The organism is Streptomyces sp. NPDC001709, from assembly GCF_053596375.1.
The window spans coordinates 12,460-26,039 of sequence record NZ_JBSFGB010000025.1; the positions used below are offsets into that span (position 1 = coordinate 12,460).

Here is a 13,580-nt window from a genome sequence, read left to right on the forward strand (position 1 = left end):
GCCACCGGGTGCGGCGCCCGGCCGTACCCGGTCAGTACGCCACCCCCACCCCCTGCTTCACCGTCCCGTCGTCGTCGATCATCGCCAGCATCGCGTGGGCGACATCCGCGCGGGCGATGAAGCGGCCCTTGCGCGGGAAGCCTCCGACCACGGTGCGGTAGCGGCCGGTGAGCGGCTTGTCCTGCAGGCGGGGCGGCCGTACGGACGTCCAGTCCGTGGTGCTGTGGGCCAGCTCGGCCTCCATCTCGCCCAGGTCGGTGTAGACGTCCTTGAGGATGGCCCCCACCAGGCCGCGCACGGTGCGGTCCAGGGCGCCGTCGCCCTCGGGGGCGGGGCCGACCGGACCGGCGCTGACCACGAGCAGCCGTCGTACGTCCTCCGCCTCCATGGCGCGCAGGACCGTACGGGTCAGCCGGGTGGCGACCCCGGCGTCCTTGCGGGTGCGTGCGCCCAGGCCGGAGAGGACCGCGTTCCGGCCCCTGACGGCGGCACGCAGCTCCTCCGGGTCGCTCAGGTCGGCGCGGAACACCTCCAGCGCGTCGCCCGTGACATCGAGCCGGGCCGGATCGCGGACCACGGCGGTCACCCGGTGGCCGGCGCCGAGCGCCTGCCGCACGATCTCCCGGCCGATGCCGCCGGTGGCGCCGAAAACGGTGAGGTTCATGAGTGTGCTCCCGGGCTCGGGTTGGTGGGTGAGTATTCACTCACCCCTGCTCCCTCTAGAGTGGGTAAGCACTCACCCACCCGTCAAGCCCGATTGGACATCCCATGGAGTCGAAGCCGGCGCGTGTCCGCATCCTCGATGCCGCACACGAGCTCATGCTCACCGTCGGACTCGCCCGCGCCACCACCAAGGAGATCGCCCGCGCGGCCGGGTGCTCCGAAGCGGCCCTCTACAAGTACTTCGACAGCAAGGAGGAGCTGTTCGTGCGCGTGCTCCGCGAGCGGCTGCCCCGGCTCACCCCGCTGCTCAACAGCCTTGCCGCCGAACCGGGGCAGGGCACCGTGGAGGGTAACCTCACCGAGATCGCCCGCCAGGCCGCGCTCTTCTACGAGCAGAGCTTCCCGATCGCCGCCTCCCTGTACGCCGAGTCCCAGCTCAAGCAGCGCCACTACGACGCCCTGCGCAAGCTCGGCTCCGGCCCGCACCGGCCCATCCAGGACCTGGACGCCTACCTCCGCGCCGAACAGGCCGCCGGCCGCGTCCGCGCCGACACCGACACCTTCGCGGCCGCCTCCCTGCTGCTGGGCGCGTGCGCACAGCGCGCGTTCGCCTACGACGCGACGGAGACGGGGGAGCGGCCGCCGGTCGACGACTTCGCCGCGCGGCTCGCCAGGACGCTGCTGGCCGGAATCTCCGCTGCGCCCGCATCCGCATGAGCTTTACGCCGGGGTCATGACAAGCGCCTCCGGGCCGGACCCGTATGCGGCCGACACTGCGCGAGATCCGGCTCGGGAGAGGTCCGTACGAGCCAGTGGCCCGAGCTGCGGCACACCACGTATGCGCTCTTCAGACGGCCGGGCGAGTCAGCCAGTCGTCGACCCCGGCCAGCAGCCGCGCCCTGACCGCCTCCGGGGCGGCCGACCCCCGCACCGACTGCCGAGCCAGCTCGGCGAGTTCGGCGTCCGAGAAGCCGTGGGCGTGCCGGGCGATCTCATACTGCGCGGCCAGCCGGGAGCCGAACAGCAGCGGGTCGTCGGCGCCGAGGGCCATCGGGACGCCCGCCTCGAAGAGCGTGCGCAGCGGCACGTCCTCGGGCTTCTCGTACACGCCGAGCGCCACGTTCGAGGCCGGGCACACCTCGCAGGTCACCCCCCGGTCGGCCAGCCGCCTCAGCAGCCGCGGGTCCTCCGCCGCGCGCACCCCGTGCCCGATCCGCGAGGCGTGCAGGTCGTCCAGGCAGTCGCGCACCGAGGCCGGGCCGGTCAGCTCGCCGCCGTGCGGGGCCGACAGCAGACCGCCCTCGCGCGCGATGTGGAAGGCCCGGTCGAAGTCCCGCGCCATGCCCCGCCGCTCGTCGTTGGAGAGCCCGAAACCGACTACGCCCCGGTCCGCGTACCGCACGGCGAGGCGGGCCAGGGTGCGGGCGTCCAAGGGGTGCTTCATGCGGTTGGCGGCGACCAGCACGCGCATGCCGAGCCCGGTCTCCCGGGACGTGGTGTCCACGGCGTCCAGGATGATCTCCAGGGCCGGGATCAGACCGCCCAGCCTGGGCGCGTACGACGTCGGGTCCACCTGGATCTCCAGCCAGCCCGAGCCGTCCTTCAGATCCTCCTCGGCGGCCTCCCGGACCAGGCGCTGGATGTCCTCCGGTGCGCGCAGGCAGGAGCGCGCCGCGTCGTAGAGCCGCTGGAAGCGGAACCAGCCCCGCTCGTCCGTGGCCCGCAGCTTCGGCGGTTCGCCGCTGGTCAGTGCGTCCGTCAGGGCGTCGGGCAGTCGTACGCCGTACTTGTCGGCCAGTTCCAGCACGGTGCCCGGTCGCATCGAGCCGGTGAAGTGCAGGTGCAGATGGGCTTTCGGCAGCTCAGAGACATCACGTACACGCTCCATTGGAGGATCCTGCCGTACGTCCCCGAATTCCCGGTAGCCGTTTCCCTGAACGTGGTCTTGCTCGCACGAACGAACGAGGGGCCACCTACGAACGTTCGTAGGTGGCCCCTCGTCCAAAAATGGACCGCTCAGTCCCGCGCCTCCGCCAGCAGCTTCTGCATCCGGCTCACGCCCTCGACGAGGTCCTCGTCGCCGAGCGCGTACGACAGCCGCAGATAGCCCGGCGTGCCGAAGGCCTCGCCCGGGACGACCGCGACCTCGGCCTCCTCCAGGATCAGCGCGGCCAGCTCGACCGTGTCCTGCGGGCGCTTGCCGCGGATCTCCTTGCCGAGCAGGGCCTTGACCGACGGGTAGGCGTAGAAGGCGCCCTCGGGCTCCGGGCACAGCACGCCGTCGATCTCGTTGAGCATCCGCACGATCGTCTTGCGGCGCCGGTCGAAGGCCTCGCGCATCTTCGCCACGGCCTCGAGGTCACCGGAGACGGCGGCCAGGGCGGCCACCTGGGCCACGTTGGAGACGTTCGAGGTGGCGTGCGACTGCAGGTTGGTCGCCGCCTTGACGACGTCCTTCGGGCCGATGACCCAGCCCACGCGCCAGCCGGTCATGGCGTACGTCTTCGCCACGCCGTTGACCACGATGCACTTGTCGCGCAGCTCGGGCAGCAGCGCCGGCAGGGACACGGCGGCGGCGTCCCCGTAGACCAGGTGCTCGTAGATCTCGTCGGTGAGCACCCACAGGCCGTGCTCCAGCGCCCAGCGGCCGATCGCCTCGGTCTCGGGCTCGGAGTACACCGCGCCGGTCGGGTTGGACGGGGAGACGAAGAGCACGACCTTCGTCTTCTCCGTGCGCGCCGCCTCCAGCTGCTCCACGGTGACGCGGTAGCCGGTGGTCTCGTCGGCGACGACCTCCACCGGGACACCGCCCGCGAGGCGGATCGACTCCGGGTACGTCGTCCAGTACGGCGCCGGGACGATGACCTCGTCGCCCGGGTCGAGGATCGCGGCGAACGCCTCGTAGATGGCCTGCTTGCCGCCGTTGGTGACGAGGATCTGCGAGACGTCGGGCTCCCAGCCGGAGTCGCGCAGCGTCTTCGTGGCGATCGCGGCCTTCAGCTCGGGCAGGCCGCCGGCCGGGGTGTAGCGGTGGTACTTGGGGTTCTTGCAGGCCTCGACGGCCGCCTCGACGATGTAGTCCGGGGTCGGGAAGTCGGGCTCGCCGGCGCCGAAGCCGATCACCGGACGCCCGGCGGCCTTCAGGGCCTTGGCCTTGGCATCCACGGCGAGGGTGGCGGACTCGGAGATCGCGCCGACTCGGGCGGAGACCCGGCGCTCGGTGGGAGAGGTTGCAGCGCTCATGGAGCCCATCGTTCCAGACCGGAAATACCCCCGGCACGCGGGTTTCACAGACTGAACAGTCAGGGGTCGAGGCATGAACACGGGTCCGAATTCGGCCCGCGGCCAGGACGATCTTTGGTCAAGTGGCTTCGGAGGGGCGCTTTCTGTTCGACGCCGGGCCGTGGACCACGTACACTCACACCTCGTTGGCCTTCAGCAGCCGCCGCCGAAATGGGTGCACACCGCGCACCCGTCCGGATGCGGTACGTTTGGGGGGACACACAAAGGGTCGTAGCTCAATTGGTAGAGCACCGGTCTCCAAAACCGGCGGTTGGGGGTTCAAGTCCCTCCGGCCCTGCTACACACACCGCCAGGATGTGTGCGCATGTACGTACTGCAATGCACCGCCGTGCGGCTCTGGAACCGGGCGCGGCACGGCCATGACCCGGGATCAGGTGAGGACTATGACGGACGCCGTGGGCTCCATCGACACGCCTGATGCCCAGGACGAGGTATCCGAGTCCAAAAAGAAGGCCCGCAAGGGCGGTAAGCGCGCCAAGAAGGGCCCGCTGAAGCGCCTCGCCACCTTCTACCGCCAGGTCATCGCGGAGCTCCGCAAGGTCGTCTGGCCGACGCGCAATCAGCTGACGTCGTACACCACCGTGGTGATCTTCTTCGTGGCCATCATGATCGCGCTGGTGACCGTGATTGACTATGGGCTCAACCACGCGGCCAAGTACGTCTTCGGCTGAGCCAAGAGCGAAGGGCGCCGTGGCACCGGCGCCCGTTTTCGCATGTTCCACCCCTATGTATCCAGGAAGAAGCAGCCATCGTGTCTGACCCGAACCTGAACGACGACGCCATCGAGCCTCGCGGGACCGCTGCCGAGATGGTGGACGACGAGCGCGACATCGTCGAGGGCGCGGACGAGCAGGACGAGTTCGAGGCTGCCGAGGCCGAGGCGGGGGAGCCGGCCGAAGAGGCTGCCCTGAACGTCGAGGACGACGAGGCCGAGGAAGAGGCCGAAGAGGCTGCCGAGGAGGCCGCCGCCGAGGCCGCCGAGGAAGAGCCGGCCGCGCCCGTCGACCCCGTCCAGGCCCTGCGCGAGGAACTGCGCACCCTGCCCGGCGAGTGGTACGTCATCCACACCTACGCCGGTTACGAGAACCGCGTGAAGACCAACCTGGAGCAGCGCGCCGTCTCGCTGAACGTCGAGGACTACATCTTCCAGGCCGAGGTGCCGCAGGAAGAGGTCGTCCAGATCAAGAACGGCGACCGCAAGACGATCAAGCAGAACAAGCTGCCCGGTTACGTCCTGGTCCGCATGGACCTGACCAACGAGTCCTGGGGCGTCGTCCGCAACACCCCGGGCGTCACCGGCTTCGTCGGCAACGCCTACGACCCGTACCCGCTGACGCTGGACGAGATCGTCAAGATGCTCGCCCCGGAGGCCGAGGAGAAGGCCGCCCGCGAGGCCGCCGAGGCCGAGGGCAAGCCCGCCCCGCAGCGCAAGGTCGAGGTCCAGGTGCTGGACTTCGAGGTCGGCGACTCGGTCACCGTCACCGACGGCCCGTTCGCCACGCTGCAGGCGACCATCAACGAGATCAACCCCGACTCGAAGAAGGTCAAGGGCCTGGTGGAGATCTTCGGTCGCGAGACGCCGGTCGAGCTGTCCTTCGACCAGATCCAGAAGAACTGACACCTTCGGCGATAAAGCCACCGACCGGGTCAGACGAGCTGTCACAGCTTGTCTGACCTGCTCGGTTTTTGGCCGCGCATCCATACCCGTTATCGTTGTGCGGTATGCCTGCGTCAGGATCGCGATCCTCACGCGCGCATGGACCCGAATGAAAGGACCCGGAGAGCTATGCCTCCCAAGAAGAAGAAGGTCACGGGGCTCATCAAGCTCCAGATCCAGGCCGGTGCCGCCAACCCGGCCCCGCCGGTCGGCCCCGCGCTGGGTCAGCACGGTGTCAACATCATGGAGTTCTGCAAGGCCTACAACGCCGCGACCGAGTCGCAGCGCGGTTGGGTCATCCCGGTGGAGATCACGGTCTACGAGGACCGCTCCTTCACCTTCATCACCAAGACGCCGCCGGCCGCGAAGATGATCCTCAAGGCCGCGGGCATCGAGAAGGGCTCCGGCGAGCCGCACAAGACCAAGGTCGCCAAGCTCACCCAGGCGCAGGTCCGCGAGATCGCCCAGACCAAGATGCCCGACCTGAACGCGAACGACCTGGACGCGGCCGCGAAGATCATCGCCGGCACCGCGCGCTCCATGGGCGTCACGGTCGAGGGCTGACCTCACCCCCCTAGCAGTCATGCGGCCGTCGCCGGTCGCACGTGGCAGGGCCTGCTCGGCCCAAGGACCACGACTCCTTAACGAACACACAGGAGCAAGTTGTGAGCAAGCGCAGCAAGGCTCTCCGCGCTGCGGACGCCAAGGTCGACCGGGAGAAGCTCTACGCCCCGCTCGAGGCCGTCCGTCTCGCCAAGGAGACCTCCACGACCAAGTTCGACGGCACCGTCGAGGTCGCCTTCCGTCTGGGTGTCGACCCGCGCAAGGCCGACCAGATGGTCCGTGGCACCGTGAACCTGCCGCACGGCACCGGCAAGACCGCCCGGGTCCTGGTCTTCGCGACCGGTGACCGTGCTGCGGCCGCAGAGGCCGCGGGCGCCGACATCGTCGGCTCCGACGAACTGATCGACGAGGTTGCGAAGGGCCGTCTGGACTTCGACGCCGTCGTCGCCACCCCGGACCTCATGGGCAAGGTCGGCCGCCTCGGCCGCGTCCTCGGCCCGCGTGGTCTGATGCCGAACCCGAAGACCGGCACCGTCACCCCCGACGTTGTCAAGGCCGTCACCGACATCAAGGGCGGCAAGATCGAGTTCCGCGTCGACAAGCACTCGAACCTGCACTTCATCATCGGCAAGGTGTCCTTCGACGACAGCAAGCTGGTGGAGAACTACGGCGCCGCGCTGGAGGAGATCCTCCGTCTGAAGCCGTCCGCCGCCAAGGGTCGCTACATCAAGAAGGCCGCCATCACCACCACGATGGGCCCCGGCATCCCGGTCGACCCGAACCGCACCCGCAACCTCCTCGTCGAGGAGGACCCGGCCGCCGTCTGAGCCGTCCGCTCACCCCGGTAGCCGCGTCAGGTACGCGTAAGTAGAGGGCGGGCCCTGCAACCTTCCAGGTGCGGGGCCCGTCCTTTCTTTGTGCGAGCTTTCGTATGACTGTCAGTGGCCTGGTTTACGGTGCAGGCACGCGACTTGCATGGGGGTAGGACGAGATGAAGAGCACGACGGCGCGCCGGATGACCCTTTCCGTGGCGGTGGTGGCCGCGTTGACCGGGGTGGCCGCCTGCGGCTCCTCGGACTCCGGGAAGGGCGACAAGGCGGCCGGCGGCGCCGCGATCCACGTCAGCCCCATCGCCGCGCTGCGCACCGCCGAGCAGTCCACCGACAAGGCGGACTCGGCGAAGGTGCGCTCCACCATGTCCATGGGCAACCTGATGTCGGCGACCGGGAGCGGCGCCCTCGCCTGGGGCCACGGCCTCAAGGGCGACCTCACCATCACGTACACCGGCGGCCAGATGGCCGAGATGATGCGCAAGTCCGGTACCACGTCGATGCAGGCCCGCTATCTGCCGGACGGCTACTACGTGAAGATGGGCGCCGCGTTCGCCCAGCAGACGGGCGGCAAGCACTGGGTCAGGTATGCGTACGACGACCTCGCCAAGTTCGCCGGCGCCTCCGGCTCGTACCTGAAGGACCAGGCCCAGACCTCCACGCCGAACCAGGCCGTGAAGATGCTGCTGGCCTCCGGTGACGTGAAGAAGGTCGGGCAGGAGACGGTCTCCGGCGTCCGCACCGAGCACTACGCGGGCACGGTGAACGTCGCCGACCTCGCGGGCAGGAGCAGCAACCTCAGCGCGGACCAGCTGTCCGCCCTGAAGAAGCAGCTCGACCAGGCGGGCATCACCACGGACACCATCGACATCTGGGTCAACGACCAGAACCTGCTGGTGAAGAAGACCGAGAAGGCGGACACCGCCAAGGGCGCCCTGAGCAGCACCGCCTACTACAGCGACTACGGCGTGCCGGTCTCCGCCGAGGCCCCGCCGGCCAGTGACACCAAGGACTTCAAGGACCTGATGAAGTCCCTCGGGGTCCCCGGGTCGGGGAACACGTCGAGCGGTTCCACCACCGGCACCTCCGGGCTCGGCTCCGGCACCGGTTCCTGACCCCGCTGAGCGGCCGGGGCCCGATTTGCTCGACCGCGCCCCGGTCCCGTACTCTCCTACAGAAGCCAAAGACCGCTGGTCGTTGCCGCGCTCTCGAACGAGGGTGCGGTGGCCGAAGGATCCGCTGAAAAGTGGACGACCCGCGCAGGTGACAGTGGAAGAACTCCCGGAGTGCGCGCGCCGAGCGTGTGTGCGACCGGTCGAGTCCGCCCCGTGCGCCTGCGCCGGGGCGTTTCGTTTTGCCCAGTCCTCCTTCGGGTCCGCGCGGTCCGAATCACCCGGAAGGAGGCCGAGGCTCTATGGCGACGCCCGAAAAGGCTGCCGCGGTTGCCGAGCTGACGGACAAGTTCCGCAGCTCCAACGCCGCCGTGCTGACCGAGTACCGCGGTCTCACCGTGGCGCAGCTCAAGACGCTGCGCCGGTCGCTCGGTGAGAACGCCCAGTACGCCGTGGTGAAGAACACGCTGACCAAGATTGCGGCCAACGAGGCCGGGATCACGCTGGACGACCAGCTCTTCGCTGGTCCGACGGCTGTTGCCTTCGTCACCGGTGACCCGGTGGAGTCGGCGAAGGGTCTTCGTGACTTCGCCAAGGAAAACCCGAATCTCGTCATCAAGGGCGGTGTCCTTGACGGCAAGGCGCTGACCGCCGACGAGATCAAGAAGCTTGCGGACCTCGAGTCCCGCGAGGTTCTGCTCGCCAAGCTGGCGGGCGCCATGAAGGGCAAGCAGACGCAGGCTGCCCAGCTCTTCCAGGCGCTCCCGTCGAAGCTCGTCCGCACCGTGGACGCGCTGCGCGCCAAGCAGGCCGAGCAGGGCGGTGCCGAGTAATTCGGCTCGCATCATGACCGCCGCCTGAGGCAGCGGTCGTAGCGGGCCGAACGTACGCCCGCCAGTCATGTACATCCGGCACCTGCCGAATTAGTGGAAGGAAAGCCATCGTGGCTCTCACCCAGGACGAACTGCTCGCCGAGTTCGAGGGCATGACCCTCATCCAGCTCTCCGAGTTCGTGAAGGCGTTCGAGGAGAAGTTCGACGTCACCGCCGCCGCCGCGACCGTCGTCGCGGGCCCGGCCGGCCCGGCCGCCCCGGCCGAGGCCGAGGAGGAGAAGGACGAGTTCGACGTCATCCTCACCGGCGCCGGCGACAAGAAGATCCAGGTCATCAAGGTCGTGCGCGAGCTGACCTCCCTGGGTCTGAAGGAGGCCAAGGACCTCGTCGACGGCACCCCGAAGCCGGTCCTCGAGAAGGTCAACAAGGAGGCCGCCGACAAGGCTGCCGAGGCCCTCAAGGGCGCCGGCGCGTCCGTCGAGGTCAAGTAAGACCTTCCGGGTCCCAGGGACTCGAACGCGCGCTGACCGCAGTCTCGTGGCACCGTGAAAAGTGCCCCGTAGGGCTGTAACGCGAACGCACCGAAGAGCGATCATCCATCCGGGTGGTCGCTCTTCGGCGTCTCCGGCGGGCCCGACCACGGTTGCCTTGCACTCGGGACGGCGAGGGGTATGGTGATCTTCGTCGTGTCTCCGCCACGGTCCGCTCAGGGCCGGGGGGCCTTGACGAACCGCACGCAGCGCGCAATTCTCAGGACGCGTCGTCACAAGGATCCGAATCCGAGGCATGGATCGACGACGAAGAGGGCAGTATGAACGTGCGTTGAGGGCAGGCATGCCGAGGGCGTTGACAAGAGCGGTGAGCACAGCGAGGGTCTCGAAAAACCCGCACTGGACATCAGTGTGCCAAGTGGCTACACTGACCCTTTGCGCTGCCTGTTAGCTGTCCCCTGCCCGTCACCAGGGGTCTGCCCTCACTCGAGCACTGACGACAAAAGCTCCCCTGACCTGGGGTTTGTGTCTCTGTGTATGGGCGAGGGGCCGGCACGCGCGTAGTGAGTCCGAGCCCTCGGAAGGACCCCCTCTTGGCCGCCTCGCGCAATGCCTCGACCGCGAATACGAACAACGGCGCCAGCACCGCCCCGCTGCGCATCTCCTTTGCAAAGATCAAGGAGCCTCTCGAGGTTCCGAACCTGCTCGCGCTGCAGACCGAGAGCTTCGACTGGCTGCTCGGCAACACCGCCTGGCAGAGTCGGGTCGAGGAGGCTCTGGAGAACGGTCAGGACGTCCCCACCAAGTCCGGTCTGGAGGAGATCTTCGAGGAGATCTCCCCGATCGAGGACTTCTCCGGGTCGATGTCCCTGACGTTCCGGGACCACCGCTTCGAGCCGCCGAAGAACTCCATCGACGAGTGCAAGGAGCGCGACTTCACGTACGCCGCCCCGCTCTTCGTCACCGCCGAGTTCACCAACAACGAGACCGGTGAGATCAAGTCCCAGACGGTCTTCATGGGCGACTTCCCGCTCATGACGAACAAGGGCACCTTCGTCATCAACGGCACCGAGCGTGTCGTGGTGTCCCAGCTGGTCCGTTCCCCCGGTGTCTACTTCGACTCCACCATCGACAAGACGTCCGACAAGGACATCTTCTCCGCCAAGATCATCCCGTCCCGGGGTGCCTGGCTGGAGATGGAGATCGACAAGCGCGACATGGTCGGTGTCCGCATCGACCGCAAGCGCAAGCAGTCGGTCACCGTGCTGCTGAAGGCGCTCGGCTGGACGACCGAGCAGATCCTCGAGGAGTTCGGCGAGTACGAGTCCATGCGCGCCACCCTGGAGAAGGACCACACTCAGGGCCAGGACGACGCGCTGCTCGACATCTACCGCAAGCTGCGTCCGGGCGAGCCCCCCACGCGTGAGGCCGCGCAGACGCTGCTGGAGAACCTCTACTTCAACCCCAAGCGCTACGACCTCGCCAAGGTCGGCCGCTACAAGGTGAACAAGAAGCTCGGTGCGGACGAGCCGCTGGACGCCGGCGTGCTCACCACCGAGGACGTCCTCGCCACCATCAAGTACCTGGTGAAGCTGCACGCCGGCGAGACCGAGACGGTGACCGAGTCCGGTCGCACGATCATGGTCGAGACCGACGACATCGACCACTTCGGCAACCGCCGTATCCGCAGCGTCGGTGAGCTGATCCAGAACCAGGTCCGTACGGGTCTCGCCCGTATGGAGCGCGTCGTGCGCGAGCGCATGACCACCCAGGACGTCGAGGCGATCACGCCGCAGACCCTGATCAACATCCGGCCGGTCGTCGCCTCCATCAAGGAGTTCTTCGGCACCAGCCAGCTGTCCCAGTTCATGGACCAGAACAACCCGCTGTCGGGGCTGACGCACAAGCGTCGTCTGAACGCCCTCGGCCCGGGTGGTCTCTCCCGTGAGCGGGCCGGCTTCGAGGTCCGTGACGTCCACCCGTCGCACTACGGCCGTATGTGCCCGATCGAGACGCCGGAAGGCCCGAACATCGGTCTGATCGGCTCGCTCGCCTCCTACGGCCGGGTCAACGCGTTCGGTTTCATCGAGACGCCGTACCGCAAGGTCGTCGACGGCCAGGTCACCGACGAGGTCGACTACCTGACCGCCGACGAGGAGGACCGCTTCGTCATCGCGCAGGCCAACGCCCCGCTGAACGACGAGATGCGGTTCGCCGAGGCCCGCGTGTTGGTCCGCCGCCGTGGCGGCGAGGTCGACTACGTCGGCCCCGAGGACGTGGACTACATGGACGTCTCGCCGCGCCAGATGGTGTCGGTCGCGACCGCCATGATCCCCTTCCTCGAGCACGACGACGCCAACCGTGCCCTCATGGGCGCGAACATGATGCGCCAGGCCGTGCCGCTGATTAAGTCGGAGGCCCCGCTCGTCGGCACCGGCATGGAGTACCGCTCCGCGGTCGACGCCGGCGACGTGGTCAAGGCCGAGAAGGACGGTGTGGTCCAGGAGGTCTCCGCGGACTACATCACCACCGCCAACGACGACGGCACGTACATCACGTACCGCCTGGCCAAGTTCTCCCGGTCCAACCAGGGCACCTCGGTCAACCAGAAGGTCATCGTCAACGAGGGCGACCGCGTCGTCACCGGCCAGGTGCTGGCCGACGGCCCGGCCACCCAGAACGGCGAGATGGCCCTCGGCAAGAACCTGCTCGTGGCGTTCATGCCGTGGGAGGGTCACAACTACGAGGACGCGATCATCCTGTCGCAGCGCCTCGTGCAGGACGACGTCCTCTCCTCGATCCACATCGAGGAGCACGAGGTCGACGCCCGTGACACCAAGCTCGGCCCCGAGGAGATCACCCGGGACATCCCGAACGTCTCCGAGGAGGTCCTCGCCGACCTCGACGAGCGCGGCATCATCCGTATCGGTGCCGAGGTCATCGCCGGTGACATCCTCGTCGGCAAGGTCACCCCGAAGGGTGAGACCGAGCTGACCCCCGAGGAGCGCCTGCTGCGCGCCATCTTCGGTGAGAAGGCCCGTGAGGTCCGTGACACCTCGCTGAAGGTGCCGCACGGCGAGACCGGCAAGGTCATCGGTGTGCGCGTCTTCGACCGCGAGGAGGGCGACGAGCTGCCGCCGGGCGTGAACCAGCTGGTCCGCGTCTACGTCGCGCAGAAGCGCAAGATCACCGACGGTGACAAGCTCGCCGGCCGGCACGGCAACAAGGGTGTCATCTCCAAGATCCTGCCGATCGAGGACATGCCGTTCCTGGAGGACGGCACCCCGGTCGACATCATCCTCAACCCGCTGGGTGTGCCGTCCCGAATGAACCCGGGACAGGTCCTGGAGATCCACCTCGGCTGGCTCGCCAGCCGCGGCTGGGACGTCTCCGGCCTCGCGGACGAGTGGGCCCAGCGCCTGCAGGCCATCGGCGCCGACCAGGTCGCCCCGCGCACCAACGTCGCGACCCCGGTCTTCGACGGTGCCCGCGAGGACGAGCTGGCGGGTCTGCTGCAGCACACCATCCCGAACCGCGACGGCGAGCGCATGGTGCTCCCGTCCGGCAAGGCGCGGCTGTTCGACGGCCGTAGCGGTGAGCCGTTCCCGGACCCGATCTCGGTCGGCTACATGTACATCCTGAAGCTGCACCACCTGGTCGACGACAAGCTGCACGCCCGTTCGACCGGTCCGTACTCGATGATCACCCAGCAGCCGCTGGGTGGTAAGGCGCAGTTCGGTGGCCAGCGCTTCGGTGAGATGGAGGTGTGGGCCCTCGAGGCCTACGGCGCCGCGTACGCCCTCCAGGAGCTGCTGACGATCAAGTCCGACGACGTCACGGGCCGCGTGAAGGTCTACGAGGCCATCGTCAAGGGCGAGAACATCCCCGAGCCCGGCATCCCCGAGTCCTTCAAGGTGCTCATCAAGGAGATGCAGTCGCTCTGCCTGAACGTGGAGGTGCTGTCCAGCGACGGTATGTCCATCGAGATGCGTGACACCGACGAGGACGTCTTCCGCGCTGCGGAGGAGCTCGGCATCGACCTGTCCCGGCGCGAGCCGAGCAGCGTCGAAGAGGTCTGACGGGAGTCCGGCGGGGCCCTCACCCACAGGGCCCCGCCGACCCCCAGG

General features: G+C 68.2%; 12 protein-coding genes and 1 tRNA gene. 10 read left to right on the top strand and 3 right to left on the bottom strand.

Annotated elements, in window-relative coordinates:
• Positions 1–31: 31 nt before the first annotated feature.
• Entirely contained in the window at positions 32–664 is a 633-nt protein-coding gene (locus ACWC0C_RS31010; RefSeq protein WP_450867371.1) for an NAD(P)-dependent oxidoreductase, read from the bottom strand.
• A 104-nt stretch (positions 665–768) separates the two neighbouring features.
• Between ACWC0C_RS31010 and ACWC0C_RS31015 the strand changes: the two genes are divergently transcribed.
• Complete coding sequence (locus ACWC0C_RS31015; RefSeq protein ID WP_450867372.1) at positions 769–1,380, top strand: TetR/AcrR family transcriptional regulator; 612 nt, start codon at positions 769–771, stop codon at positions 1,378–1,380.
• Positions 1,381–1,510: 130 nt separating this feature from the next.
• Here the strand turns inward: ACWC0C_RS31015 and ACWC0C_RS31020 are convergent, their stop codons facing one another.
• The gene (locus ACWC0C_RS31020) at positions 1,511–2,551 is read right to left on the bottom strand and encodes an adenosine deaminase (RefSeq protein WP_450867373.1); all 1,041 of its coding nucleotides are present in this window, start codon (positions 2,549–2,551) and stop codon (positions 1,511–1,513) included.
• Between the two features lie 128 nt (positions 2,552–2,679).
• Entirely contained in the window at positions 2,680–3,906 is a 1,227-nt protein-coding gene (locus tag ACWC0C_RS31025; protein ID WP_450867375.1) for a pyridoxal phosphate-dependent aminotransferase, read from the bottom strand.
• 264 nt (positions 3,907–4,170) lie between these two features.
• Between ACWC0C_RS31025 and ACWC0C_RS31030 the strand changes: the two genes are divergently transcribed.
• The 9 genes from ACWC0C_RS31030 to rpoB all read left to right on the top strand — a co-directional run bounded on the left by ACWC0C_RS31030 (position 4,171) and on the right by rpoB (position 13,532).
• Positions 4,171–4,243 (top strand) — tRNA-Trp (locus ACWC0C_RS31030).
• Between the two features lie 106 nt (positions 4,244–4,349).
• Positions 4,350–4,637, top strand: coding sequence for a preprotein translocase subunit SecE (secE, locus tag ACWC0C_RS31035; protein WP_450867376.1), 288 nt, complete (start codon positions 4,350–4,352; stop codon positions 4,635–4,637).
• 80 nt (positions 4,638–4,717) lie between these two features.
• On the top strand, positions 4,718–5,584 hold the full coding sequence (nusG, locus tag ACWC0C_RS31040; RefSeq protein ID WP_449196304.1) for a transcription termination/antitermination protein NusG: 867 nt from the start codon (positions 4,718–4,720) through the stop codon (positions 5,582–5,584).
• Between the two features lie 168 nt (positions 5,585–5,752).
• The gene (rplK, locus tag ACWC0C_RS31045; RefSeq protein ID WP_449196303.1) at positions 5,753–6,187 is read left to right on the top strand and encodes a 50S ribosomal protein L11; all 435 of its coding nucleotides are present in this window, start codon (positions 5,753–5,755) and stop codon (positions 6,185–6,187) included.
• 101 nt (positions 6,188–6,288) lie between these two features.
• Complete coding sequence (gene rplA, locus ACWC0C_RS31050) at positions 6,289–7,014, top strand: 50S ribosomal protein L1 (RefSeq protein WP_449196302.1); 726 nt, start codon at positions 6,289–6,291, stop codon at positions 7,012–7,014.
• Positions 7,015–7,178: 164 nt separating this feature from the next.
• A complete protein-coding gene (locus ACWC0C_RS31055) occupies positions 7,179–8,132 on the top strand; it encodes a hypothetical protein (protein ID WP_450867379.1) in 954 nt (317 codons plus the stop codon).
• A 299-nt stretch (positions 8,133–8,431) separates the two neighbouring features.
• Entirely contained in the window at positions 8,432–8,962 is a 531-nt protein-coding gene (rplJ, locus tag ACWC0C_RS31060; RefSeq protein ID WP_449196300.1) for a 50S ribosomal protein L10, read from the top strand.
• A 107-nt stretch (positions 8,963–9,069) separates the two neighbouring features.
• Positions 9,070–9,453, top strand: a complete 384-nt coding sequence (rplL, locus tag ACWC0C_RS31065) for a 50S ribosomal protein L7/L12 (RefSeq protein ID WP_449196460.1) — start codon at positions 9,070–9,072, stop codon at positions 9,451–9,453.
• Between the two features lie 593 nt (positions 9,454–10,046).
• Positions 10,047–13,532, top strand: a complete 3,486-nt coding sequence (rpoB, locus tag ACWC0C_RS31070) for a DNA-directed RNA polymerase subunit beta (protein ID WP_449196299.1) — start codon at positions 10,047–10,049, stop codon at positions 13,530–13,532.
• The last annotated feature ends 48 nt before the right edge of the window (positions 13,533–13,580 follow it).

Excerpts from the sequence above, each read along its gene's own strand:
- ACWC0C_RS31055 (WP_450867379.1), top strand. The coding sequence starts at position 7,179 with ATGAAGAGCACGACGGCGCGCCGGATGACCCTTTCCGTGGCGGTGGTG.
- secE (WP_450867376.1), top strand. The coding sequence starts at position 4,350 with ATGACGGACGCCGTGGGCTCCATCGACACGCCTGATGCCCAGGACGAG.
- ACWC0C_RS31015 (WP_450867372.1), top strand. The coding sequence starts at position 769 with ATGGAGTCGAAGCCGGCGCGTGTCCGCATCCTCGATGCCGCACACGAG.
- ACWC0C_RS31010 (WP_450867371.1), bottom strand. The coding sequence starts at position 664 with ATGAACCTCACCGTTTTCGGCGCCACCGGCGGCATCGGCCGGGAGATC.
- rplJ (WP_449196300.1), top strand. The coding sequence starts at position 8,432 with ATGGCGACGCCCGAAAAGGCTGCCGCGGTTGCCGAGCTGACGGACAAG.
- ACWC0C_RS31025 (WP_450867375.1), bottom strand. The coding sequence starts at position 3,906 with ATGAGCGCTGCAACCTCTCCCACCGAGCGCCGGGTCTCCGCCCGAGTC.
- ACWC0C_RS31020 (WP_450867373.1), bottom strand. The coding sequence starts at position 2,551 with ATGGAGCGTGTACGTGATGTCTCTGAGCTGCCGAAAGCCCATCTGCAC.
- rplK (WP_449196303.1), top strand. The coding sequence starts at position 5,753 with ATGCCTCCCAAGAAGAAGAAGGTCACGGGGCTCATCAAGCTCCAGATC.